Source organism: Flavobacterium soyae (genome assembly GCF_045348165.1).
Taxonomy (GTDB): domain Bacteria; phylum Bacteroidota; class Bacteroidia; order Flavobacteriales; family Flavobacteriaceae; genus Flavobacterium; species Flavobacterium soyae.
The window spans coordinates 1,841,183-1,867,487 of sequence record NZ_CP150845.1; the positions used below are offsets into that span (position 1 = coordinate 1,841,183).

Genomic DNA, 26,305 nt, shown 5'->3' on the forward strand with positions numbered 1-26,305 from the left:
TTTTTATAACCAATTGTATGCGTAAAATTTGTATTTTTTTACTGGTTTTATTTTGTGGTAACGTTATGCGATCACAAGTAAATCCGGCGGTTCAAGATACAACAAAAACTCAATTTTCTGTAGGGAAACTTGAGTTAGAAAATCCTCCAAGCATACTTTCGGCATATAAATATGATCCTATTACAGATCGATATATTTACACCAATTCGGTTGATGGTTTTTCAATCGATTATCCTATTGTTTTAACTCCCAAAGAATATGAAGATTTAGTTCTAAAAGAATCACGAAGAGATTATTTTAGAAAAAAAGCAGATGCAATCGACGGCAAAAAAAACGGAGCCGAAGCGGCTAAAAAAGATTTACTGCCAAGATACTATATCAATTCAAGTCTTTTTGAAAGCGTTTTTGGAAGCAACACCATTGATGTAAAACCTACAGGTTCTGTCGAAATGGATTTAGGTGTTCGTTACACTAAACAAGACAACCCTTCATTCTCACCTCGAAACAGATCAAGTCTTACATTCGACTTTGACCAGCGTATTAGTATGAGTTTAATGGGGAAAGTAGGGACAAGATTAGAAGTAAATGCTAATTACGATACCCAATCGACATTTGCATTTCAAAACTTATTTAAATTAGCTTATACTCCTTCCGAAGATGATATTATTCAAAAAGTAGAAGTTGGTAACGTCAGCATGCCGCTTAATAGTACTTTAATTCGCGGGGCACAAAGTTTATTTGGGGTAAAAGCACAATTGCAATTTGGAAAAACTACCATTACAGGAGTTTTCTCTGAACAAAAATCACAGACAAAAAGTGTAGTTGCAGAAAACGGAGGTACAGTTCAAAACTTCGATTTATATGCTTTAGATTATGATAATGATCGTCACTTTTTCTTATCTCAGTATTTTAGAAATAAGTACGATGCATCATTAAAAAAATACCCGTTTATTGACAGCCGTGTTCAAATTACAAGATTAGAAGTCTGGGTAACCAACAAACAAAATCGTGTAAGCACAAACAATAATAACCTTAGAAATATCATTGCGCTTCAGGATTTAGGTGAAGCTCAAATAACAGGAGTTCCGGATAACGAAGTTGTAGTTATTAGTTCAACAGCAGGATTTTTCAACAATCCGATAGATTCGCCAACTAATAACAATAACAATAAGTACGATCCGGCAACAATAGGTCAGGCAAGTTCTTTCTTAAATTCTAAAATTAGAGAAATTGTAACAGCAAAATCTGGATTCAACAACACAAATGTCAGCGAAGCAACTGATTATTCTGTTTTAGAAAATGCCAGAAAATTAACTACTGCAGAATATACATTTAATCCACAGTTAGGATACCTTTCTTTGCAGCAGCGTTTGGCAAATGATGAAATTTTGGCCGTTGCCTTCGAATATACAATTGGAGGCAAAGTGTATCAGGTTGGGGAATTTGGCAGTGATGGTGTTGATGGAACAGTTGTAACAGGAAATAACAATGCAAATCAGGCAATTATTACGCAGAGTTTAGTTTTGAAAATGCTGAAAAGTAATTTGACAAACGTTCAAAATCCGGTTTGGAACCTGATGATGAAAAACGTTTATCAAATTCCGCAGGCCTATCAAATTAAACAAGACGATTTCAGGTTAAATATTCTTTACACAGATCCTTCGCCAATAAATTATATCACGCCGGTTCAAGGGTCAAGTTTTCCGCCAAACCCAACATCGGATATGAAGGTAGATCAAACCCCATTATTGAATGTTTTCAACCTGGACCGTTTAAATTATAATAATGATCCACAGGCTGGCGGAGATGGTTTCTTCGATTATATTCCGGGCATTACGGTTGACGTTCAAAATGGGCGAATAATATTTACAACAAAAGAGCCTTTTGGGGAACTTATATTCAATAAATTACAAACAGGCGGAGGAGAGAGTTATAACGATCCGGCAACCTATAATGCAAACCAGCAGAAGTACGTATTTAGAAATATGTACCGAAATACACAAGCGGGTGCATTGCAGGACAGTGATAAAAACAAATTCTTATTAAGAGGAAAATACAAATCATCCGGAAGTAACGGAATCCCTATTGGGGCATTCAATGTGCCGCAGGGTTCTGTTGTAGTTACAGCAGCCGGAAGAGTTTTAGTTGAAGGAATAGATTACAGCGTCGATTATCAATTAGGAAGAGTACAAATTCTTGATCCTTCACTGCAGGCATCAAATACTCCAATTGAAGTTTCGTTAGAAAATAATTCAATCTTCGGACAGCAGACTCGAAGATTTATGGGATTGAATGTTGAGCATAAAATTTCGGATAAATTTGTAGTAGGTGGAACTTTCTTAAAAATGACAGAAAGACCATTTACTCAAAAATCAAGTTATGGGCAGGAATCTGTAAACAATACTATTTTTGGATTTAATGGAAACTATTCTACAGAAGTTCCATTTTTAACCAGATTAGCAAACAAGCTTCCAAATGTTGATACAGATGTTCCTTCGAATTTATCTATTCGAGGTGAAGTTGCATTTTTAAAACCGGATGCGCCAAAAGCCAGTGATTTTGAAGGTGAAGCAACAATATACATTGATGATTTTGAAGGTTCGCAGTCAACCATTGATATGCGTTCTGCATATGCGTGGAGTTTAGCTTCGACACCATATATAAATTCTATTACAGATAATACTTTTAATGCAAATTCAAACACTCTGGATTACGGTTTTAAAAGAGCAAAATTATCATGGTATACAATTGACCCGGTATTTTATACCTCAAAACCATCAGGAATCTCAAATGACGATTTATCATTAAATACAACAAGAAGGATTTACAGCAGAGAGTTGTATCCAAATACAGATATTGCTCAGGGACAGATTCAGGTTGTCAATACATTGGATTTAACTTATTATCCATCTGAAAGAGGTCCATATAATAATAATCCTGATTTTGCGACAACCAGTCCGACAACAAATTTTGGTGGAATTATGCGTGCTTTAAATTCAACCAATTTTGAACAGGGAAATGTCGAGTATATCCAGTTTTGGGTTTTGGATCCTTATGTAGGAAACTCAGAAGCTCCGGTAAATAATACAGGTAAAATTTACTTCAACTTAGGGGAAATCTCTGAGGATGTTTTAAAAGATGGAAGAAAACAATACGAAAATGGATTAGGGCCGGACCAGATTAAGGTTAATCCGAGGCCGCTTTGGGGAGATGTTCCGGCTTCGCAATCTTTAATTTATGCTTTTGATACCAATCCTGACAATAGAAAAAATCAGGACATTGGTTTAGATGGTTTACCAAGTTCTCAAGAAGGACAAATTTATACAAGTTACGCTGGTGAGGCAGATCCGGCTGCAGATGATTATACTTACTATTTAAATACAGATGGAGGCGTTTTAGAACGCTATAAAAATTATAACGGTACAGAAGGTAACTCTGCAGTAAGCATTGACGATCCAAATCGCGGCTCTACAACGCTGCCGGATGTTGAAGATATTAACCGTGACAATACGATGAGTACTATAAATGCATATTATGAATATAGCATCGATATTAAGCCGGGAATGCAGGTTGGTCAAAATTACATTACAGACATTCGTGAGCCAGGTGATTTAGGGCCTATAGAATTGCCAAATGGCGGAACCACAACTGCCAGATGGATTCAGTTTAAAATCCCTGTTTCGCAGCCTCAAAACACAATTGGAAATATTACAGACTTTAGATCTATTCGTTTTATGCGTATGTTCATGACTGGATTTAGCGGTCAGACAACTGTTCGTTTTGGAGCTTTAGATTTAGTAAGAGGAGAATGGAGAAGATATACAGGAACACTAGATGTTAATCACCCAAAACCAGACGATTCTACTGTAGAATTTGATGTTGCGGCAGTAAATATTCAGGAAAACAGTAATAAATGTCCGGTTAACTATGTAATTCCGCCGGGAGTTCAAAGAGAGCAGCTGTACAATAACAATACAGTTATCAATCAAAATGAGCAGGCATTAGCAGTAAGAGTTGCAGGTTCAGGTTTACAGTATCAGGATTCAAGAGCAGTTTTCAAAAATGTAAGTGTAGATATGCGTCAGTATAAAAAACTAAAAATGTTTTTACACGCCGAATCTCTGCCAAATGAAAATACACTTCAAAATGATGAAATGGTAGGTTTTATCCGTTTTGGAAATGACTTTACACAAAACTTTTATCAGGTCGAAATTCCATTAAAAGTAACTCCTACAGGAGGGTCTTGTGCAATAAGCGCGGATCAGGTTTGGATGGAAGAAAATGATATTGATTTAGCTCTTGAGCTGTTGACCAAAATGAAAATCAAGGGGATGAGCATTGATATCAATTCTACGAAAAGAGATGAGAATGGTATTTATTACCCGGATAATGACCCGGATGTTGAAGGCGGAGATGGTGATGACAAATTAGTTTTAGGTATAAAAGGAAATCCTAATTTTGGTTTAGTTCGAAACTTAATGGTCGGAGTAAAGAGCAGGGCCGATCATAAAGATATTAAAGGGGAGGTTTGGTTTAATGAACTTCGTATGTCTGATTTAGAAAACAAAGGCGGTATGGCAGCGATATTAAATGTCGATACCAATATGGCCGATCTTGCTACTCTTTCTGCAACGGGTAGAAAAAGTACAATTGGTTTCGGGTCTTTAGAACAGGGGGCAAATGAACGCAGCCGTGAAGATATTCAGCAGTATAACATCGTAACTAATTTAAACTTAGGAAAATTACTGCCTAAAAAATGGGGTATTAACCTGCCATTTAATTACGCAATTGGCGAAGAAGTAATTACACCGGAATACGATCCGTTTAATCAGGATATTAAGCTGGATCAGTTAATTAGAGAAACTACAGATGAGGCGGAAAAAGAGAATATCAGAACCCGTGCCGTAGATTATACAAAACGAAAAAGCATCAACTTTATCGGGGTTAGAAAAGATAGGGCAGCCGAGCAAAAGCCTCATGTTTATGATGTCGAAAACTTTACATTTTCACAATCCTACAATCAGGTAGAACGTCATGATTATGAAGTAGAAAATTATGAAGACGAACAATCAAATACGGCGGTAAACTATGCCTATACATTCCAGCCAAAAGAAGTTGTTCCGTTTAAGAGCACTAAGTTCATGAAGAAAAGTGATTACTGGAAATTATTAAGTGATTTCAATTTTAATTATCTTCCTTCAAATATATCTTTCAATTCTAATATTTTAAGACAAAGCAATCGTCAGCAGTTTAGGGAAGTTGAAGTGGAGGGCATTGGGCTTGATCCGCTTTACAGACGAAATTTTGCCTTTAATTATCAGTATGGTTTTGGTTTTAATTTAACCAAATCTTTAAAGCTGAATTATAGTGCAACATCAAATAATATCGTTCGAAATTTCTTAAATGATGACAACACACCAAAAGAAGATTTCAATATATGGGATGACTACTGGGATATTGGAACTCCAAACCAGCATGCACAGCAATTGGTGTTAAACTATGAAATTCCAATTAACAAAATTCCAATTTTTGGTTTTGTAAAAGCAAGTTATTCTTATACAGCAGACTATAGCTGGCAGCGTTCTTCGACAGCATTTTCTCAGTATGTCGATGATAATGGTAATGAGTTTGATTTAGGAAATACAATTCAAAATGCGAACTCAAATACACTTACAACGACTTTAAATATGCCTACGCTGTATAAGTATTTAGGGTTAACTCCCGGTGCAAAAAAGCAAGCTAAACTTAAACCAACAGCTCCGCCAAAACCGGGTGAAAAAATTGTAAATACGGCTAAACCAGTCGTGAGTAATAGTCCATTTTATGATGGTTTAATTGGAGTATTGACAAGTATTAAAAATGTTCAGATTAATTATACCAAAAACAGCGGAACGGTTTTACCGGGTTATACGCCAAGTATTGGTTTCTTAGGAACGTCTAAGCCATCTTTAGGGTTTATTTTTGGAAGTCAGGATGATGTGCGTTACGAAGCTGCTAAAAATGGATGGCTTACAACTTATCAGGATTTTAATCAAAGCTATTCACAGGTTACTAATAAATTGTTGAAGATTACGGCTAATATTGATTTACTGCCAGATTTAAAAGTTGATCTGTCAATGGACCGCTCTTATTCTGAAAATACTTCAGAACAATATAGTGTTGATCCGGCGACGCATGAATATATGCCATTGTCTCCTTACACATACGGAATGTTCTCTATTTCTACAGTATTGATAAAAACAGCTTTTTCGACCAGCAACGAAAACGAGTCGGCTGCATTTGATGATTTTAGAAATAATCGTTTAATAATTGCAAACCGTTTGGCAGAGCAGCATTATGGTTCAGGTGTTGTAATTCCAAGATATGGTGATGCAAACAATCCAATTCCGGCAGATACAGATCCAAATTATGCAATTTATACCGCCAATCAAGGATATCCAATAGGATATACTAAGAGTAATCAGGCCGTATTATTGCCGTCATTTTTGGCTGCCTATACAGGAAGCGATGCTTCTAGTTCATCGACAGATATATTTAGAAGTTTCCCAATTCCAAACTGGAGTATTAAATATAATGGATTAATGCGTTATAAATATTTCAAAGACAAATTTAAGCGTTTTTCATTACAGCATAATTATAGGGCATCTTATACGATCAATCAGTTCAGATCAAATTTTGATTATAATGATTCGCCGAAAGTGCAGGATGTTAATACCAATTTCTTCAATGAAATTATTATGTCGAATATCAATTTGGTAGAACAGTTCAGCCCATTAATTAGAATGGATTTTGAGTTGAAAAGCTCGCTGAGAGTTCTTTCTGAAATTAAAAAAGACAGAGCATTATCAATGAGTTTTGACAATAATTTATTGACAGAAGTTAAAGGTATTGAATATGTAGTTGGTTTAGGGTATCGATTTAAAGATGTTATATTTTCATCAAGACTTGCTGATAACCCAACAGGAATTATTAAAAGCGACATTAACATAAAAGCTGATTTTTCATATAGAAATAATCAAACTTTGGTTCGTTACTTAGATTATGATAATAATCAATTAGCAGCAGGACAAAATATATGGTCATTAAAATTAACAGCAGATTATTCATTCAGTAAAAACCTTACTGCAATATTCTATTATGATCATTCGTTTTCAAAGGCAGTAATTTCAACATCATTCCCGTTAACGAACATTCGATCAGGTTTTACGCTTCGTTATAATTTCGGAAATTAAATTTAGGTTTCTAATCGAGATTTTATTAGAAGATTATTACATTTGTTGCTGAATTATTAAAATATCAATTTTCAAACATACTATTATGAGCATACCAGCAAATTTAAAGTACACAAAAGATCACGAATGGGTTAGCATCGAAGGCGATGTTGCAACTGTAGGAATTACTCATTTTGCACAAAAAGAGTTAGGGGATATTGTGTATGTTGAAGTAGAAACTTTAGATCAGACACTTGATAAAGATGAGGTTTTTGGAACAGTTGAAGCTGTTAAAACAGTTTCTGATTTGTTTTTACCTTTAACTGGAGAAATTATTGCTTTTAATGAAGATTTAGAAAGCGCTCCGGAAACTGTAAATTCTGATCCTTACGGAGCTGGATGGATGATTAAAGTCAAAATTGCTGATGCATCAGAAATAGATACTTTATTATCTGACGAAGCTTATAAACAACTTATCGGTGCCTAAACAATTATTGTTAATCTGGGCAATTATCTGCTCTGGAATCATTGCGTATTTTTGTTTAATAGATTCAAGTAATATTCCGGCGGTAAATATACCGAGTATTGACAAGATTGTGCATTTTTGTTTTCACTTTGGATTTACCCTTTCCTGGATTTTGTTTTTCAAGAAAGAGCTCAAAGGAAAAGATGCTAATGACTATAAAGCTTATTTAATTTCGTTTATTTTTTCTGTTTTCTTTGGAATTACAATCGAAATTTTACAAAGTGTTTTAACAGTAACAAGAGCATCCGATGTATCAGATGTTTTGGCAAATGCATTAGGTGCAGTTGCAGGGGTATTTTCTGCGATAGCTTTTAAAAAACAGATCGATAAAATATAAGAATATAATTACCCACTTCGGTGGGTTTTTTATTGTCATAAAATCAAGCTTTATAAAAGAGCATTTTTTCTGAATTTAAATGTATTTTTGCCTCATTCGATCTAACTTCAATATTATGAATGTTAAGCAATACTTAGATTCTACTTATTTAAAAACTGCTTCTCAAGCCGGAATTTCGGAAGAGGATAATATTATTGTAGTCAAAAAAGCAATTGCAGAAGCAATTCAGGAAAAATTTAAACTCATAATGATTCGACCTGAATATGTGAGTCTGGCCAAAGAAATGATTTTAAAAGAAAATTCGAATTTACTTGTTGGTACAGTAATAGATTTTCCAAAGGGAAACTCAAGTTTAGAATCTAAAATTAAGGAAGCAAATGAAGCAATTGAAAATGGCGCCGATGATTTAGATTTTGTCTGTAATTATGAAGCTTTTAAAGATGGAAATGTTTCATTAATAAAAGAAGAAATTCTAATTGGAACCCAAATAGGTTTAGCCAGTAATAAAACAGTAAAATGGATTATTGAAGTTGCAGCTTTGACTGATAAAGAAATTATTCAGCTTTCGGCTTTGATAAAAAATGTTGTTATATCAAATTTCAAAGAAGAAGATTACGCTTCCGTTTATGTAAAATCATCTACAGGGTTTTATAAAACCGAAAATCATCTGCCAAACGGAGCAACAATCCCTGCTGTTATAATGATGCTGGAAAATGCATCGCCTTTGCCGGTAAAAGCTGCCGGTGGTGTTCGCTCTTATGAAGACGCAGCAGAAATGATTCGTTTAGGAGTTAAACGCATCGGGACTTCGGCAGCAAAAGCGATCGCAGACGGAAAAAATACCACAAATCAATATTAAATCATAAGCCCCCAATCTACGTGAATAAGTTTTTTTTATCTTTTGTTATTACTCTCCTTTCCTTACTTGGTTTTGCACAGCAGACTAATGTAAAATCTGGTTTTACTTCAGAGCAGTTTCCTATTTTTCCAAACTGTGAAAATCTGGAGGCTAAAAAACTGGAAAATTGCTTTTATAAAGAAGTACAGGATTTTGTCTATAATAATTTTGAAGTTCCTGAAAGTTTAAAACAAAACAATTACAAAGGCGAAGTAAAAGTGTTGTTTGAAGTTGATGCAAACGGAGAGTTCATAGTAATTTATGTAAATGCAGCAAATGATTTATTATCTGAAGAAGCAAAACGAGTTTTTGGAAAATTTCCGAAAATAAAACCTTCGACTTATAACGGAAAACCAACTTACTCAAAATATACAATTTCAATTGATATTCCTTTAAAAAATGCAGACCAACTTGCGGCAGAAGCTTTAGCAGCATCCGAAATTGAAAAACCATTTGAAAAACCAATGACAGAATTAGACAGTATTGTATACAAAAAGTACAATATGCCAGAGTTTGAAAGTCATTTAAATATACCATTCTCTCATAGTTATTATGCACAGTTTGATGGCGCAATGAATCAGGTGGGAAGTAATAATCATACAGCATCAAAACCTTATACTTATGCTGAGGTTTCAAAATATTATAATTTAAAAGCAGTAAACGAGTCGCTACAGAAAAAAGTTTCGGGCTGGTGGGGAAGAAAACTCTGGAATGAAAACCTTGTGCAGATTCAAGGAGAAGATTACTGGCTGGCATTAAACCCAATTCTTGATTTACAAATGGGAAAAGCTTCAGATCTTGATGCTTCTTATTCGTATGTAAATACCCGTGCACTTAATTTTAGAGGAGGTTTAGGAAAGCAGATCAATTTTACAACAACCATTTTTGAAAGCCAGGGAAGGTTTGCAGGTTATTATAACGATTATGCAGAAACACTAAAACCTTCTGGAGGAAATCCGGCAATTATTCCGGGAATGGGAATTGCTAAGAGATTTAAAACTGATGCATACGATTTTCCTTTGGCAGAAGCCAATATTACTTTTGCACCAAGTAAAATATTTGATCTGCAATTGGGTTATGGAAGAAATTTTATTGGAGACGGATATCGTTCGCTGCTTGAAAGTGATGGAGCAAGCCCTTATCCATACTTTAAAATAAATACCAATTTTTGGAAAATCAAGTATACCAATACTTATATGTGGCTTAAAGATGTTCGTCCAGATGTAACAGTCGACAGAACCTATGCAACAAAATTTATGGCAAACCATTATTTAAGCTGGAATGTTTCGAACAAATTAAACTTTGGTTTTTTTGAATCTGTTGTTTGGACAGATACTAATAACAGAGGATTTGATATCAATTTTGTGAACCCAATTATTTTTTACCGTTCTGTTGAGTTTGCCTCATCATCCCGAAGCGGAAATGCGCTTTTAGGAATCACGTCTAAATACAAATGGAACAACAATGTTAATTTATATGCTCAGTTTTTATTAGACGAATTCTCGATTGGTGATATGAAAGAAGGAGATCAAAGCTGGAAAAATAAATTTGGATATCAATTAGGGGCTAAATACTATAATGCTTTTAAGGTTAAAGACCTGCTTTTGCAATTAGAATATAATCATGTACGTCCTTATGTGTATTCTCATAGTGATCCAATTACGAATTATGGTCATAACAATCAAAGTATTGGGCATCAATGGGGAGGAAATTTTGAAGAATTAATTGCGATTGGCCGTTACCATAAAGGACGTCTTTTTGCCGATGCTAAGTTTACTGTTGGTAAAAGAGGTTTAGATTTTGATACCGCAGAAAACAGTTATAATTATGGAGGAAATATCTATAAAGATTATGATCTAAACCGTCCTTATGATACAGGTGTAAAAGTAGGGCAGGGAAATAAAACCAGCATTTTTATTGCCGATATTCAAGGTGGATATTTAATAAACCCGATAACAAATTTAAAACTATTCGGAAGCTTTATTTATAGAAATTTTGACCCAACCCAGGAAACTGCAACAACATTTAAGCAAAGTACAACCTGGTTTACTATTGGTTTACGTTCTGATATCTTTAACTGGTATTTTGATTACTAGAATTTTTAATAAGATTTTTCGAAATAATAGTGTTAAAGATTGGAAAGTTCCTATTTTGTGCTGGTTTTATTGGAAAAAATCTAATTTTAAAGTCCTAAATTCTATAATCTAATTTGTACATTTGCAGCACTCAAAAAAAATATACAAAGACTACGGTATTGAACGCTGCTAAAAATACAATTTCAATAAAATCAATATTTCTGGATTTCAAAGAGATAACTAAGGCCGGCTTGGCTATTAGTGTTTTGTTTTCTTCAATTGCGGGATATTTATTAGGAGTTAATGACGAACATCCTTTTAAATGGAGTGTTCTAATTATTTTGTCAATAGGCGGCTATTGTATGGTTGGAGCTTCAAATGCTTTCAACCAGGTAATTGAAAAAGATATCGATTCTTTAATGGACCGAACAAAAAACCGTCCGGTTCCTTCCGGACGAATGTCTCCCATAACAGCATTAATTGTTGCAAGCCTGCTTACTATAATAGGCATAGCATTGTTGTATACCATAAATGCAAAGTCGGCAATGTTTGCTGCAATATCAATATTTTTATATACAAGTATATATACTCCTTTAAAAACTGTGACTTCATTGTCGGTTTTTGTTGGAGCTTTTCCGGGGGCAATTCCGTTTATGTTAGGCTGGGTTGCAGCAACGGGAGAATTTGGCATCGAAGCCGGAACATTATTTTTGATTCAGTTTTTCTGGCAGTTTCCTCATTTTTGGGCCATTGGATGGTTTTTGTATGATGATTATGCAAAAGCAGGTATTTTCATGCTTCCAACCGGAAACAAAGATAGAAAAACAGCTCTGCAGGTTATTTTGTATACGATTTGGTTAATTATAGCTTCTTTGTTGCCGGTTTTAGGATATACAGGACAGTTATTTATTTCGCCAATAGCAGCAGTTTTAGTGTTTTTACTGGGTTTATGGATGTTGTTTTATGCGGTGCGTTTGTATCAATTGAGAACAGCAAAAGCAGCAAGAACATTAATGCTGGTAAGCGTATCGTATATTTCGTTACTGCAGATTGTATTTATAGTAGATAAATTTTTAAGATAGTTATGGAAATGACAATTAAAGCAAGTGAAGAACAGGTGCAAAAATCAAAATCGGCAAAACTGATTTTGTTATTTGCAATGGTAAGTATGACCATGATGTTTGCAGGATTAGCGAGTGCGTTTGTAGTAAGTAAATCGAGAGCAGACTGGTTGACTAATTTTCAAATACCAACTGCATTTTATTTTAGTACAGCAGTTATTATTGGCTGCAGTGTTACTTTTTATTTAGCAAAAAAAGCAATTGAAAAAGGGAATAGAAGTGCCACTTCTGCGTTTCTTTTAGGAACATTTGCTTTAGGGATTCTATTTGTAATTTTACAATTTAGAGGCTTCGGGCAAATTATAGAAAGCGGTTATTATATGACGGGACAAGGTAGTTCAATTACTACAACTTTCCTTTATGTTATTGCGCTTATGCACTTATTGCACTTAGCAGGCGGATTAATTTCGCTTTTAATTATAATTTATAATCATTTTAAACAAAAATACAATCCGACTCAAACTCTTGGTATAGAACTAGGTGCGATGTATTGGCACTTTTTGGATTTATTATGGGTATTATTATTTTTATTTTTATATTTCTTTAAATAAGAAAAAAACGTAAATTTGGGAACTTTTTAACGAATATCTTTTATGGAAGCGACAGTTACTACTGCAAATAACGACGAAAAAACTTGGGGAGGCGGTGAGCATAGCCAGCCATTAGGAGCAAGTTATGGTAAAATGATGATGTGGTTTTTTATCGTATCTGATGCCTTAACATTCTCTGGATTTTTAGGTGCTTACGGTTTTTCTAGATTTAAATTTATTGAAACATGGCCATTGGCTGACGAAGTGTTTACACACTTTCCTTTTATGCATGGTGTTTCGGCTCCTATGTATTATGTAGCCTTAATGACTTTTATCTTGATTTTCTCATCTGTAACAATGGTTTTAGCTGTTGATGCAGGTCACCAATTAAAGAAAACAAAAGTTGCTATTTACATGTTCTTAACTATTATTGGAGGTTTAATTTTCGTTGGTTCTCAAGCCTGGGAGTGGAAAAACTTCATTAAAGGAGAATATGGTGCAGTTGAAACTAAAGGCGGAAGTTTATTGCAGTTTGTTAAAGCAGATGGAACAAGAGTTGCTCTTGCAGATTTTGCAGTAAAATTGCCAGAACAAAGAGAAGCATTAACAAGAAGCCATGGAACTTGGTTCGTTCAGGATGCAGAGACACAGCCAACTTATACTGTTGCTGAAATTCAGGCAGGTTTTAAAGCACACCCTGATGTATTAATCAGAACTGAAACCCTTACTGCTGAAAAGAAAAAAACTGTTTTAACAAGAGCTGAATCTGAGGCTCGTTTAGTTGACGCAAAATATGTAGTAGAAGGAGCAAACTTAACCAGAAATGAATACGGTAGTAAACTATTCGCTGATTTCTTCTTCTTCATCACAGGATTCCACGGATTCCACGTATTTTCTGGAGTTATTATTAATATCATTATTTTCTTTAATGTGTTATTGGGAACTTACGAGAAAAGAAGAAGCTACGAAATGGTAGAGAAAGTTGGTTTATACTGGCACTTTGTAGATTTAGTCTGGGTATTTGTATTTACAGTTTTCTACTTAGTTTAATTTTAGATTTTAATTATTATGTCACACGAGCACGTATCAAATACAAAAAGAATCTGGTTTGTTTTTGCATTACTATCAGTAGTAACTACAGTAGAAGTTATCCTTGGTATTTACAAACCGGGAGTATTAGAGTTTAATCATTTTGTTGGTTTGAATTTGTTAAACTGGATATTTTATATCTTAACAATATTCAAAGCTTATTATATTGTATGGGCATTCATGCACATGGAAGGTGAAAAAAGCAGTCTTAGATGGGCTGTTGTATCGCCAGTTATTTTCCTAGTATTATATTTATTGTTCATCTTGTTGACAGAAGGACACTATATTTATGGGGTTTTTAAAGATTCTACTATTAAATGGAATTTTTAACATGATATTAATTCGAAAAGAAGCTCCGTTTAACGGAGCTTTTTTTATTTTTGTACCTCAATAACTTCCGTTAAAACAATGAAAAAAAATATAGTTCTTTTTGTGCTTTTTGTTTTACCAATTGTAGCCTATTTGTTTTTTGCTTCAGGTGTAAATAGTTTTACAAAACTTCCCATAATTACCCCAAAAATTGCTGACTTTGGAAACTGGAAATCTCTCGACGGAAAAAAAGTTTCTTTAGATAAAAAAATTACTGTTTTAGGTTTTTCCGGTTCTGATATTTTAGGTAACAGAGGAAACTACTTTAACCTTAACGAAAAAATCTACAAACGTTATCACGGTTTCGAAGATCTTCAATTCGTAGTAATCTGTCCGCTCGGAACAGAAAAGGAAGCTCAAAAGCTGGTTGATGCACTAAAACCTTTTACAGATGTTTCTGGCTGGAATTTTGTTTTTGCTTCACCAGATGATATTCAGGCATTTTATAACCAATTACATTTAAAAGGGAAACTCGATGATAAATTGGGTACATCAAATGTTTTTATTGTTGATAAAGAAAGAAACTTAAGAGGCCGCAAAGGCGGGAATAAAGATAAAAAGGACGAGTATAAAGAAGGATACGATACTTTTCATCCATCAGAATTGAGTAATGAGATGCTCGATGACTTTAAAATCATTTTGTATGAATATCGTGCCGCTCTTAAAAAGAACCATAACGCCACAAAACAACTTTAAATACACATATAATGTTCAAAAATAAATCTTACATAGGGATTTCGTTTATTATTTTGATTTTCGGAATCTATGCAGTGCCAAAAATTGTTGACAGAATTAAAAATGGTGATGTTGTAAAAGGAAATCGTTTAGACAATGTTGGTTCTAAAAGTTCTAAAGACACAAAATTAATAACGATAGGAGCGGCTCCAAAATTTGAATTGACAAATCAGGATAACGTTAAAATATCTAATGCGGCTTATAAAGGGAAAGTATATGTTTTAGAATTTTTCTTCACGACTTGTCCGTCAATCTGCCCGAAGATGAATATGAGCATGCTGGAAATTGAAAAGACATTTTTTGGCAACCCTAATTTTGGAATCGTTTCCATTACCATTGATCCTACTCATGATACGCCGCAGGTTTTAAAAGATCACGCAAAATTATTAGGTGTAAAATCTTCTACCTGGAATTTCTTAACCGGAGACAGAGCTGCAATTATGGATTTGTCTAATAAAGGATTTAATCTTTATGCCGGAGAAAATTCAAAAGTAAGCGGAGGATTTGAACATTCTGGATTGTTTGCTTTGATTGATAAAGATGGAAACATTCGCTGCCGAAAAGATGAATTTGGAAACCCAAATATCTATTATGATGGCTTAGATAAAAAAGGCGTTAGAGAGATTCAGGAAGATATTAAAATACTATTAGAAGAATAAAAATGGAAGATCATTCATTAGAAAAAAAATACAATAAATACATAATTGCGGTTTCAATTGTTATACCTGTACTCGTAGGGATTCTTTTTGCCATCAAATTAAAAGATTTTGGAATCAATGTAGAACCGCTTTCCTTTTTACCTCCAATTTATGCTTCTACAAATGGCCTTACAGCTATTGTTTTAGTTGCAGCAGTAATTGCAGTTAAAAACGGAAAACTTAAACTGCACGAACGTTTAATGACTTTTGCAATTGCTTTGTCTTTGGCTTTTTTGGCGATGTATGTTGCGTACCATATGACTGCTGACTCCACTAAATTTGGTGATGTAAATCATGACGGAATTTTAGATGCGGTAGAAAAAGCTAAAATTGGTGCTGTTAGATATTTATATGCATTCATTTTAATAACGCATATTCTTTTATCCATTATAATTATTCCGTTTGTGTTAGTAACGTATGTACGAGCACTTGCGAAGCGTTTTGATAAACACAAAAAAATAGCTAAAATAACATTCCCGCTTTGGTTATATGTTGCAGTAACAGGTGTTGTAGTTTATTTAATGATTTCTCCTTATTATGCATAAATTAGAAAATAGAACAAAGAATAAAGAAAATAGAATTCAAGAAAATGGCAATAATATGAGAAACTTTTTTTCGTCAAAGTATATCTATATTCTATTCTCTATATTCTGTTCTCTGAGTGCGAATGCCCAATGTGCTATGTGCCGCGCCGCACTTGCAGGAGATTCTAACATAAAAAAAGCAGAAGCTGTAAATGACGGAATCGTTTTTTTAATGATAATCCCATATTTACTTGTAGCCATAATTGGTTTTCTTATTTATAAGATGTACCGGTCTAAAAAGAAAAATGCAGTATAATTATACTGCATTTTTTTTATTTTAATTCGTTTATTTTAATTCGTTAACGGAGACATTTACTTTGCTCTTGCATGAATTCTTTTTCGTGTAGCTATATACTAGTTAAAATCTAGTTTTCAGAACGTATCACACCAAGGGACTACAATTGATGAAAGTTTTTTTCCTTATATTCTTTGTCCATTATCTTTGTGACACACGAAAGGATTCGTGCGGGAACAGTGGAATTGTCAAATAAAAAATCCTGCTATTGTAAACGAATAGCAGGACTAAATTATGAACGTAAATCTATTTTAGGATTAAGTGTAAATATGTAAACTTTTTTTAAGACGAGACATCAGTGCGTTCACGAGCAAGATGCTCGCGCCAGCAGGGGATACAGGGGGGAAGGATGTTCAGAGTCCTATTTTTCAAACCCATTGGGATACTGTCGCTGTTACAGGCTAACATGAATTCTATTTTAACAGTTTGGTACGCTATAAAAGCAAAAGCCACTCCGTTATGGAATGGCTTTACTATACTCAATTCATTTTAGATATATTCAAAAATTACTTATCCGTATTAGTTTTTAATAATTTTCCTTTTCTGTCAAGAATCCAATAAAGACTGTTGTCAATCATGACAGATTTCTTTTTGAAGCCATACAATTCAGGATTTTTTTCTCTTTCTTGTATACTAGGAATAGGAATTTCTTCATAAGAATTCTTTTTTACTTCTAAAGAAACGATGGGCTTACCATCTTTCATTTCTGAATAAAAAAGATAATCAGTATCAAAAATTATCGGATAAAATTTGTCATTCACAAATAACTTTCTATCAGTTCTTAAAAAATCTTTTCCATTAGAATTAATTAGATGAAACTTCAAGGTTGAATCTGAAAGATGCTCTATATAAAAAACAACATCCTTATGTTTAACTTTAGAAATTTCGTTATAAATTGATTTCTCAGCACCAATATCAATTACATAAGGAATTAAAGTATCATTGGTTTTAATAGATGTACAACTAAACAATAACAAAAAGAAACCTAAACTAAATATATTTTTCATATTAATAAATTTTAAAAACCACTCCATCTTTGTAATGCGTCCATTCCTATGTTGAATGTACCTGTTCCTGTTGCTCCTTTAGTAGTCCCCACACCATTGGTTTGAACACCTGCTGGAGTAACTCGATTGATTTGTGCCTGACCACCAACTGGCGTATTGTACGCATCTATCGAATAGATAGTAACTCCTGAACTTGCCGCAGTATTCTTATCTACTTCTGAAGTCCCAGGAATATTTACTTTATTTGAGTCTTTAATTAAATTATGACCATGTGCTTGACCTAATAATAAATTTCCTCCCTGAGTATTATAGCTTACACCATCCTTATTTGTACGAGTCTCATAATTCATTGATGTTAAACCATCCACTCCAGGTTCTCCTCGTACTGCTTTAACTTCTCCACTAGTTCTATCTAAAACAATATTAGTCTGATGTTCAATATTTCTTGATTGGTCATTTACTTGTTGCAACTCATTTTGAATCTGGGTATCATTAACAGTAACGAGCGTACTCATGTCACTACTTTGTAATTGAGCTGTAGCTTCTGCTGAAGTTGTTGCCCCTCCATTTGCTTCTTTAACATCATTAAAATTATTGGAGTCTATCAATCTAACATTATTTGTTGATGCTCCATCTTGACCAAGTACTTTACCAGTTCTATCATCAATATACCAATCAGGTGGCGAAGCCATCATTCCATCTGGGTCAATAAAGAATATCGGATTATTAAGAGCGTATGTATATGGAGAAAAACGTCGTGATTTCTCCGCTAATGGGTCAATATTCATCCAGCGACCAAGAGCAGGGTCATAATTCCTTGCTCCATAATCATACATGTTAAGCCCTAACTCGTCTTGAAGTTCCTTTCCATTGTATTTATATTTATTCTCTACACCTGTTTTAACATTGTTATATCCTTCTTGTTTTAAACCAAAAGGATAAAAATTACTTTCTTCTTTAATGGCAAGTGTTTTATCATAACTAAGACGAATGTTACCTAAATGATCTTTGTACTGATATACATATTTATAAAAACTTGCAGAAGGTTCTATATAACCTTCTGCTGTTGGGAAAAATTTCAAGGTTCCATTTTCATACTGATAACTTCCCAGATAATCGGTTGTTGTAATATTTGCCGGAGAAACATTCGTTACAATTTTCTGCACTTTCTGTCCTGCAGCATTGTAAATATAAGCAATATTCCCTGTCGCGGCAAAGGTAATTTTTGTAGGCAGGTTTAAATGGTTATAGGTTATGGCTGTTATATTTTTGTTATTGTCTTTGGTCATATTGCCATTGGCATCATAACTGTAATCATCAACAGTGTTGGCCACGCTGTCCACAAAACCATACCCTTTAGTTAAAGCGGGTGCGCTGTCAACAACTTTCATCAGCGTGTTAGTGTTGTTACTATTGGCATAGGTGTAGGTTAAATTATCGATCTGCTGTGCAGTTTCACTGTTCCCGTTACGGGTAAGACCTGTAATATTTCCGTTTTTATCATACCATAAAGCTTCATTGTAAGCACTCAATACAGCCCCTTTTTTATAAACACCTTCTTTTAATCGGTTAAGATTGTCGTATTTGTAACCGTAAGTTCTGATCACCCCATTATCTGAATTGGATGCCCAGGATGTTTCTGCAATATTTCCGTTATACAATGCTTTTACATCTGTAATTCCCGATGGGATTGTATTGTAATTGATCCTAAAAGCAAATAAATCTTTTGGGTCGTTTGGTTTGCTGAGCGCTGTTATATCATTAATAGCTGTAAGCCATCCGCGTATGTTGTAGGTATAATCAACTTTTTGTGTTGGTGCTGCTTCTGTATTTCCAACCCTTTTAGAAATTAACTGTCCCAGTTCATCATAGGTATTACTTAGGATAAGCTCAACTGTCCCTGAGTTTATCTGATGGGTCTGGGTCATTAATCGGTCCTGGTCTGAATAGGTAAAAACATCTTTTGAGATAAGGTCAGCTCCCGCTGTGCCTAATCTATTATGTTTTGTAACAGTCCAGAGTGTCTTGCCGGAAAAATCAATTTTACTCTCCACAGAAGTATAACCTCCCAGATGATTTAAGAGATAACTTCCAACGGGTCTTGCTTTAAGGTCATAAAAAGTAACAGCGGTTTCTCCCAACGTAGCGGTGCTTGTGGTAAGCACCCTTGTCCATGAGGCAGATGCCAGTCCTTTTACCTGTGATGTACTCAGAACATCATCTCCTTGTATCTTGGCAGGATTTGTAATAGGCTTATCACTTGGAAAGGTGTAATTATCATAATAATTAACCGTAAGAAGTTTGAAGGTTTTCGGCTCTACTGTATTGCTGTAATAGGCAGCAATATTGTCCAGAGTTCCTGTAGTCTGTTTAACCTCGTTAAGCTGGGTCAGTGAAGGGCTGTTCTGCGCATTCTGCAGTGTTATCCTTCCTGCAGGCGTAGCTGCTGCTGCAGCAGCTGCCCACCCGGTATATACCGGACGGCTGAAAGCATCATATTTGGTTATGATCCATCCCACAGTGCTTAAATCTGAAAAAGGCGAGTTAGCAGGGCCCGTGGCGACAACCCTGTCGAGTTTGTCATAAACGATAAACTCCCATTGTTTTCCGGGAAGTTTTTTCTCTACCAGTCTGTTACGGTGATCGTATTTATATTGATAGCATAAATTATCTAAAACAGTCTGGCTGCCGTTTACAATAACAGCCGAGAATGTACTTCCACTCTGCGCATGAAATCCCGGCAGAAGACGGATAGAATTGGATGCCGTTAAATTAAGGGCAGCACTTGAGGATGTAACCACTGCAGTAGAAGTGATATCGGCCTGAGTACTTACGGTGCTTCCTATTAAATCCACGGCTTTTGGAGGGATCACATAAGTCAGGTTTCCATAAATATCATAGATATAATAGGTGTCGTGTTTCTCGCTGGCTGTTCCTGTTCCAACTGCGGCATAGGTTCTTTTTAAAACAACCTGTCCTTCTTTGTTTTTAAACTCAACTGTTGAACCGTTTACTTCAAGTGGTGAAGCAGCTGTGTTTTCATCATAAGTAACAGTTTTATAGAGTTCATTTGCAGTATAAGAACCGCTGTTTACAAAAGAAATTTTATACAATCCAGATGCAGCATCCCATGCTGTAAGGGCTGTAAATAATTTTACCTCATCTGCAATATTGGTCTGATAGCTCATTTTTATTTCATGCCCTGATCCTGATCTCCAGTCATTGCCTGGTGCGGCTTGTTTCAGCACACGGTTCAGAGGAGAAGCTTCCAGTTCTTTTCGGCTGAAAGGGTAATCGGTAGCCTCGAGTGACGGATTGGCGTTAAGGGCAGCATTTGGAGTGCCGTAATAAGATATTACTTTTGCCTTTGCGGAAGCATCAAAAGCCATGTTAGCGGTTTCAGCCTTAAAAGGCAGGTATTCCTCGACCTGTCTACCAAAACCATCGTATTCGATATGGATAATGATATCTTTTCCTGATTTGGACTGCTGTGATGCAGTCTGCTGAATGGGTCTTCCCAGTCCGTCAAAATAAGTGACGTTTTGAGAAGCCTCTGAAATTGTGGGTGCGACTATTTTTACAAGAGAAGGTTTCTTATAGGTTACAGTTTTGATGTAATTCTCGGTTTGTGTCTGGCTTATTGCCATAAAAGGAAACAAAACCAAAAGGAATTGGATTAGATTTTTCATGATGCTTTTGGTTTTATTTATGGCTTATAATTATACTGGTTTTCAGAAAGGATATTGCCATTATTGTCTTTTACAAATTGTAGCCTTCCGGCACTGTCATAAGTATAAATGATTTTCTCTCCTTTAGGATCTGTGATGGTGCTGACCCCGACAAGCGGCAGATAGGTATAAGTAGTAACCATGGCATTTGGAAGTGCAGCTCTTAAAGCATTAAGAGCAGTGATCAAATCCGCTTCAGTTCCTGTATTGGAGAGGTTCTGCAGGTTTGCTGCATAGGACGAAACCTGGCTGTAATTAGCATTTTCGATTTTGGCAATAGGCTGTGATTTATTATATCCCCAGACAATTGAAACAGGTGTACCATTTTCAAGGGAATATTCCAGGACATTTCCGTTTCCAATTGTCACTCCGCCTACTACATCAGTATCATATAAGGTAAAGTTTATTTTACGGTTTGCATTATTGAAAGGGAAGGTTTCAACCAATCCTTTTGAAGAATGGATTTCTTTTGGTAAAAGGAGGTTTCCTGTAGCGGTACTCTGTTCGTATTTAGTAATAGACTCAGATGTCTGTACATTATTGACAAAAGTTTCGGTTTTTATCGGCTTGTCAATTTTGTTTTGATTTATTAATCCCTGCATCTCTGTTGTCTGTCCTGTAGAAACTAAATCCTGAGGGTAGCTTAACTGTGTTTTTAATGTCTCATTTTTACTGTTTGTAGTTTCAGTTTTTGTTAACTGATAATGTGCTGGATTTTCGTAACCATTGGTAGTTGTTTTTTGAGTGGTAGGGGTTTCATTGATGTCGTAATCTGTTTCAATAGTATTTGTTAGTACTTTTTTGCCAAACGAAGTACTTCCTGTGAAAAAGAAAAATTGATAACTATAAAAATCTCTACTTTGATCATAAGGTGTTGTTGGAAAAACATAACCAAAATCAAAAGGTGCATCAAAAATATTAAAGACTACATTGTTTGGTATCTTTTTTTCAACTAGTTTTTGATAAGTATTTGTAACATTTTTAACTATCTTAAAAGTGGTTGGTGTATCGTTTTTGTAGTATTTGGTATTTAAAAGAGACCCATAATTCCATAGATCATTTTTATAATAAGCAAAATCAGAGATCTGTGTTGTAAAAGGAACTAAGCCGTTAGAAAAAGGTATTGTAGTATCATTATATTGTGGATGTTTAAATATTGTTGGGAAAAAATCGATTTCCCTAAATGCTGGGATGTTTTCATAATAATATTCAATTTTTCCATTTTTTAAAGTTGTATCTTTATTTATATCTAGTTCAGTCACTTTACCATAAGTCATACTAGGACCACTACCAATATTATTGTTGTAAATAGTAGAAGAAGAACAGATTGGTCTCACTATGCTTTGATTTTGTACTGAAATAATTTTTCTTTTGTATGTTCCCATTCCTTCCTGATTAATCAGATTTTCCTGCTCATAAACATATTGCTTTTGAGTTTCCGGTAAAGAGGCTCCAGGTAAATAATTTTTAATTGATTTTATTCTTAACCCACCTACAAATATTGTAGTTGGTGTAACTATGGTTCCTGTTAATTCTTTCCAAGATGCCGTAATATTTAAAAAAGGACAACCTGTAGGGCCAGTAACACCGCTTCTGAAATCAGCAGCTTTCAAAATAATTCCCGAAACATCTATATTACTAATTGTTCCTGATGAAGTAGGGTATTGTTGTAAACTGGGATCATAATTAAGCCTGTATATAGTTGAATTACCATACTTAACATAAGAATTAGAACCACTTACTTCATTTTTAGCAGGAGAAAAGTAATAAGATATTTTACCACTGTCTCTTAAATAATTAGGTCCTACTGCAACAGTACCTTCCCCATAATGAGTAGAGCAGGTTCCCCCTGTTCCATCAGCTCTTACGGTAAATGATTTATCAACTGTCGTGGTAGATGTTATGTTTTTGATATACCTATGTGGTTCATATTCGAAAACACTATATCCTCCTTCTGGATAGGTTATCTTTTCGAGAATTCCTGATTTCATAATATTTTCATCAGCAGCTCTATTTCCGTTGCCAAAAGTTACATCTATAGTTGGCATAATAGAATGCTCTATTGACATTGAGGTTTGAGGTATTAGTGATCCTGTGTTACCATTCATATATCCCCAATAATCCTGACTTGTGGTTCCTCTTCTTAAGATAGGGGAAGAATTATACTGAAAACTGTATTTTGTATTGGTGTTATTATTGATAATTTCTTTTAGTCGTAATGCATAAGATTTACTGTTTTGTACTTTTGTATTGTTAGCTAAAGGATCTGTATAGGATCCTGAAAATGTTTGACCGCCAGTTCTGGAATAATAGTCATATGTAAAACTATGCTTTTGAATTAAACTAACTTGATTATTTATAACCGAATTTATTTCAATAGAGTTTAATTTATAATCATCAACCAAATCCTGTCGATCAAGAGTTGATATAAAATCTATTTTTCCGTTAGGAAAAGTAATAGTTTGTAAAAATTGCTTCCTGATTGGAGCAAGATAACCATTCCCTAAAGGATAATTTGGTCTAATTGTTGGGTTGCTTGGGCTATCAAAATCGACGCTTTCACTTGTTATTACCGGGTAATCGACGCTGTCAATAGATTTATATTTAAATGAAATTATTTCTTTTCCGTTTGGTGAAATTATTTCTGTTAAAGCCCATGCAGAAATAAAAGTAAGTCCCCAAGATTGAACTAATTCTGATGGGTTTGATGTTATTTCCAGATTTTCAACACCTTGTAGGTTTTTTCCAAATTTATATATGGTTCCATCATCTTTTATGAGTTCAATTTCAGTACTAGAAATGATTTGCACTTTAGTATTTTGAAAATCCCTAAAATACGCTTTATAAGAGTCATTTTGATCAAAATAGAATGAGCCTGATAATCCGGGAGCATTTACAACATATTCATCAGGGGCAGTATCTTTATCTCCTTTTTGCATGTCAAATAATGCCTTATAATTTTCTTGAGTAAAGGCAAAACTAGCTGATAATGTTGGAATTGGGGGGCATAGTTTGGAGAGCTTAATAAATAATCTGGTCTTCCTTTGGTATTTCGTACAATTGCGCCACCAGCATTTAAATTCCACCCAAGGCCAACCCATGAAGCAGTTTCATTTAGTTGAATTCCAGAAGTATTGTAACTAAGAGAGATTGGTACCGTTAGTTCTTTGGTTTTGATAGTGTATATTGGAATACTAATATTTAATTTTCCTGTAGAATAGTCAACAGGATATAAACCTTGTTTTGCAAAGGAAGCGGCATTTGGACTTACCGGAAAATAATTAGGAAGATCTTTAGTAATTTGAGAAAAAATTACATTGGACAAAAACAATACAATTAGTAGTAGCTTAAAAAAAGTGAGCTTAAACATGTTAGGTAATGGCGTGTTAAAATGTTAAATAAATATATTTCTTTGTAAGAAAATACAAGTTTAGACTTAATTTTTGTTAAAATAACTATTGTGCTTTAATAGATATTAACAAAAAATATCTATGGTTAATATCTCTTTTTTCTTATTTTTAATAGTTTTATGAATCTCATAGTTGAAAAAAGGAAAATGTCTTTCTTATCTAACATTTTTTACTGATTTAAATATTTAGGGGAAGATATTATATATAAAAAAATCGGAAGATTTTTTCTTCCGACTGAGACTAAATAATAATTATTCTGTTATCTTCTTTTTACTTCAATCCATTTACGGAAACATTCACAGTTCCGTTTATTTTGATAAAAGCGATAATTGCCTGATTCGTTAATTGAATTTTGTCAAACTGAATATCATCCATTTTTCCATTTACAAAAACGCCCGGCATTGGCGAATAATTTTTAAGATAGGCGGCCATATTTTTCTTGCCTTCTTCTAAATTAGGCTGTATCGAATATCTGCAGCTTTCTTCCATTTTTCTTAATACAAAACCTTGCGCAAGCCAGTTTGCAGTTCGCATTAATCTGCTTTTGGTGTCTAAAACATAATCGAGTTTGTCAAAATAAATTTCCTTTGTCTGTGCATTATATTGCGGAATTCCGTTTAAATAAAGTGTTCCGTCTACAGAACCTAAAACATCAAGCGCAATAATCATTTTTCCGTTTTTATGCCAGATCGAAACATTTTTAACCGTTACTTTTTTACTTCCTGAGCCAAATTCCTGTCCTGCAAAATTCTTCGTCATAATTTTTGAAGCATCAATATAGCTTGAAATCGCTGCAATATTTGCCGAAATCTGATTTGGGATTTTGGTAACCGGTTTCAAAACAATTTTACTCGCATTAAATTTAGATTCCGGCTGCTTGCCTACAATAGTTTCCATGTTGCATTTCATTCCCATTTCGAGTAAAAAAGAATCATTTTTCAGTTTTGCGTTTGTAGAATAAACTTCAACGGGAACAATTCTTAACCAGCTTTCATAAGTATCGCTCATTTGAAAAGGAGTACAGATTTTTTCTAAAGCCGATAAAACATTCGGTTTAAAATCCATAGATTTTTCAATCGCTTCATCAATCTTATATTCCAGTTTAGATTTAAAAATAGAGATTGCCGGATTAATCAAATAAGTAATCGGCATATTTTTTCCAAAAACAGTCATCGTTGGACTTTCGTTCCAGTCTAAAGATCTGAATTCAGTTTTAGTATTTAATTTCCAATTCGTTAAAGCAACATCGCTGGATAATGTAATAACGCCATTTAAATTAAATTCTCTCGTATCGTAAAGCTCAATACCCATTTTTTTTGTTCCAATTCGGTATTTGATATTCGCTTTAAGCGGAAGAATAGTTTTTATCTTTTTATCAGGATTTGCAGGATCGTTTTGAATTTTTATCGGGGCTTGTTTCCAAATTTTCATTTCAATATCGTCATCTTCGATATTATTGTCTTCATAAATTAATCCGTTTAAGAGAGCATTTGTTTGATTTTCAATATCATTCAGTTTAACTGTAATGGGCAGGTTTATAAATGAAGGATTGGCATCGTAAATTAACGGACTTGCGTCATCTGGTTCTGGTTTTAAAGTTTCTAATTTTTGAGAAGTTGAGCAGCTGAAAAACACCGCAGTTACCGCAAACATTGAGATTATTGAAAAAAATTTCATAATTGATGATTTTTT

General features: G+C 34.3%; 18 protein-coding genes. 13 read left to right on the plus strand and 5 right to left on the minus strand.

Annotation, left to right across the window (positions count from 1 at the left end):
- The first annotated feature begins 17 nt into the window (after positions 1-17).
- The 13 genes from sprA (at position 18) to AABD74_RS08120 (ending at position 16,429) form a co-directional block, all read left to right on the plus strand.
- Entirely contained in the window at positions 18-7,232 is a 7,215-nt protein-coding gene (sprA, locus tag AABD74_RS08060; protein ID WP_406845192.1) for a cell surface protein SprA, read from the plus strand.
- An 85-nt stretch (positions 7,233-7,317) separates the two neighbouring features.
- Positions 7,318-7,698 carry a glycine cleavage system protein GcvH gene (gene gcvH / locus AABD74_RS08065; RefSeq protein WP_406845193.1) on the plus strand — a complete coding sequence of 127 codons (381 nt, stop codon included), beginning with the start codon at positions 7,318-7,320 and terminating at the stop codon, positions 7,696-7,698.
- Positions 7,691-8,074, plus strand: coding sequence for a VanZ family protein (locus tag AABD74_RS08070; protein WP_406845194.1), 384 nt, complete (start codon positions 7,691-7,693; stop codon positions 8,072-8,074). The genes gcvH and AABD74_RS08070 overlap by 8 nt, the downstream gene beginning before the upstream one ends.
- Positions 8,075-8,189: 115 nt before the next feature.
- Complete coding sequence (gene deoC, locus AABD74_RS08075; protein ID WP_232681485.1) at positions 8,190-8,933, plus strand: deoxyribose-phosphate aldolase; 744 nt, start codon at positions 8,190-8,192, stop codon at positions 8,931-8,933.
- A gap of 20 nt (positions 8,934-8,953) precedes the next feature.
- Positions 8,954-11,068: an energy transducer TonB gene (locus AABD74_RS08080; RefSeq protein ID WP_406845195.1), complete on the plus strand. Its 2,115-nt coding sequence runs from the start codon at positions 8,954-8,956 to the stop codon at positions 11,066-11,068.
- A 158-nt stretch (positions 11,069-11,226) separates the two neighbouring features.
- Entirely contained in the window at positions 11,227-12,129 is a 903-nt protein-coding gene (gene cyoE / locus AABD74_RS08085; RefSeq protein WP_232681487.1) for a heme o synthase, read from the plus strand.
- A gap of 2 nt (positions 12,130-12,131) precedes the next feature.
- Positions 12,132-12,719, plus strand: a complete 588-nt coding sequence (locus AABD74_RS08090; RefSeq protein WP_232681489.1) for a cytochrome c oxidase subunit 3 — start codon at positions 12,132-12,134, stop codon at positions 12,717-12,719.
- A gap of 42 nt (positions 12,720-12,761) precedes the next feature.
- Positions 12,762-13,748, plus strand: coding sequence for a cytochrome c oxidase subunit 3 (locus AABD74_RS08095; protein ID WP_232681490.1), 987 nt, complete (start codon positions 12,762-12,764; stop codon positions 13,746-13,748).
- 18 nt (positions 13,749-13,766) lie between these two features.
- Entirely contained in the window at positions 13,767-14,117 is a 351-nt protein-coding gene (locus AABD74_RS08100; protein WP_406845196.1) for a cytochrome C oxidase subunit IV family protein, read from the plus strand.
- A gap of 78 nt (positions 14,118-14,195) precedes the next feature.
- Positions 14,196-14,852: a hypothetical protein gene (locus AABD74_RS08105; protein WP_232681492.1), complete on the plus strand. Its 657-nt coding sequence runs from the start codon at positions 14,196-14,198 to the stop codon at positions 14,850-14,852.
- A gap of 11 nt (positions 14,853-14,863) precedes the next feature.
- Positions 14,864-15,550 (plus strand): SCO family protein, encoded by a 687-nt coding sequence (locus tag AABD74_RS08110; protein WP_232681493.1) that lies wholly within the window; start codon positions 14,864-14,866, stop codon positions 15,548-15,550.
- A gap of 2 nt (positions 15,551-15,552) precedes the next feature.
- Positions 15,553-16,134 (plus strand): DUF420 domain-containing protein, encoded by a 582-nt coding sequence (locus AABD74_RS08115; protein WP_056204465.1) that lies wholly within the window; start codon positions 15,553-15,555, stop codon positions 16,132-16,134.
- Between the two features lie 55 nt (positions 16,135-16,189).
- Positions 16,190-16,429, plus strand: coding sequence for a hypothetical protein (locus AABD74_RS08120; RefSeq protein WP_406845197.1), 240 nt, complete (start codon positions 16,190-16,192; stop codon positions 16,427-16,429).
- Positions 16,430-16,974: 545 nt separating this feature from the next.
- On the opposite strand, the gene AABD74_RS08125 is transcribed toward AABD74_RS08120, so the two are convergent.
- The 5 genes from AABD74_RS08125 to AABD74_RS08145 form a co-directional block, all read right to left on the minus strand.
- Positions 16,975-17,475 (minus strand): hypothetical protein, encoded by a 501-nt coding sequence (locus AABD74_RS08125; RefSeq protein WP_406845198.1) that lies wholly within the window; start codon positions 17,473-17,475, stop codon positions 16,975-16,977.
- Positions 17,476-17,486: 11 nt separating this feature from the next.
- The gene (locus AABD74_RS08130) at positions 17,487-21,164 is read right to left on the minus strand and encodes a DUF6443 domain-containing protein (RefSeq protein WP_406845199.1); all 3,678 of its coding nucleotides are present in this window, start codon (positions 21,162-21,164) and stop codon (positions 17,487-17,489) included.
- A 17-nt stretch (positions 21,165-21,181) separates the two neighbouring features.
- On the minus strand, positions 21,182-24,142 hold the full coding sequence (locus tag AABD74_RS08135) for a hypothetical protein (protein WP_406845200.1): 2,961 nt from the start codon (positions 24,140-24,142) through the stop codon (positions 21,182-21,184).
- The gene (locus tag AABD74_RS08140; protein ID WP_406845201.1) at positions 24,097-24,573 is read right to left on the minus strand and encodes a hypothetical protein; all 477 of its coding nucleotides are present in this window, start codon (positions 24,571-24,573) and stop codon (positions 24,097-24,099) included. Before AABD74_RS08140 ends, AABD74_RS08135 begins: the two co-directional genes overlap by 46 nt.
- Before the next feature lie 310 nt (positions 24,574-24,883).
- Entirely contained in the window at positions 24,884-26,290 is a 1,407-nt protein-coding gene (locus AABD74_RS08145; protein WP_232681495.1) for a DUF4403 family protein, read from the minus strand.
- Positions 26,291-26,305 lie beyond the last annotated feature (15 nt).

What these genes read in the sequence shown, in the direction of transcription:
- AABD74_RS08140 (WP_406845201.1), bottom strand. Translation starts at nt 24,573, where the DNA reads ATGTTTAAGCTCACTTTTTTTAAGCTACTACTAATTGTATTGTTTTTG.
- AABD74_RS08100 (WP_406845196.1), top strand. Translation starts at nt 13,767, where the DNA reads ATGTCACACGAGCACGTATCAAATACAAAAAGAATCTGGTTTGTTTTT.
- AABD74_RS08120 (WP_406845197.1), top strand. Translation starts at nt 16,190, where the DNA reads ATGAGAAACTTTTTTTCGTCAAAGTATATCTATATTCTATTCTCTATA.
- AABD74_RS08090 (WP_232681489.1), top strand. Translation starts at nt 12,132, where the DNA reads ATGGAAATGACAATTAAAGCAAGTGAAGAACAGGTGCAAAAATCAAAA.
- AABD74_RS08125 (WP_406845198.1), bottom strand. Translation starts at nt 17,475, where the DNA reads ATGAAAAATATATTTAGTTTAGGTTTCTTTTTGTTATTGTTTAGTTGT.
- AABD74_RS08145 (WP_232681495.1), bottom strand. Translation starts at nt 26,290, where the DNA reads ATGAAATTTTTTTCAATAATCTCAATGTTTGCGGTAACTGCGGTGTTT.
- AABD74_RS08110 (WP_232681493.1), top strand. Translation starts at nt 14,864, where the DNA reads ATGTTCAAAAATAAATCTTACATAGGGATTTCGTTTATTATTTTGATT.
- sprA (WP_406845192.1), top strand. Translation starts at nt 18, where the DNA reads ATGCGTAAAATTTGTATTTTTTTACTGGTTTTATTTTGTGGTAACGTT.
- deoC (WP_232681485.1), top strand. Translation starts at nt 8,190, where the DNA reads ATGAATGTTAAGCAATACTTAGATTCTACTTATTTAAAAACTGCTTCT.
- AABD74_RS08130 (WP_406845199.1), bottom strand. Translation starts at nt 21,164, where the DNA reads ATGAAAAATCTAATCCAATTCCTTTTGGTTTTGTTTCCTTTTATGGCA.
- AABD74_RS08115 (WP_056204465.1), top strand. Translation starts at nt 15,553, where the DNA reads ATGGAAGATCATTCATTAGAAAAAAAATACAATAAATACATAATTGCG.
- AABD74_RS08095 (WP_232681490.1), top strand. Translation starts at nt 12,762, where the DNA reads ATGGAAGCGACAGTTACTACTGCAAATAACGACGAAAAAACTTGGGGA.
- AABD74_RS08135 (WP_406845200.1), bottom strand. Translation starts at nt 24,142, where the DNA reads ATGCAAAAAGGAGATAAAGATACTGCCCCTGATGAATATGTTGTAAAT.
- AABD74_RS08105 (WP_232681492.1), top strand. Translation starts at nt 14,196, where the DNA reads ATGAAAAAAAATATAGTTCTTTTTGTGCTTTTTGTTTTACCAATTGTA.
- gcvH (WP_406845193.1), top strand. Translation starts at nt 7,318, where the DNA reads ATGAGCATACCAGCAAATTTAAAGTACACAAAAGATCACGAATGGGTT.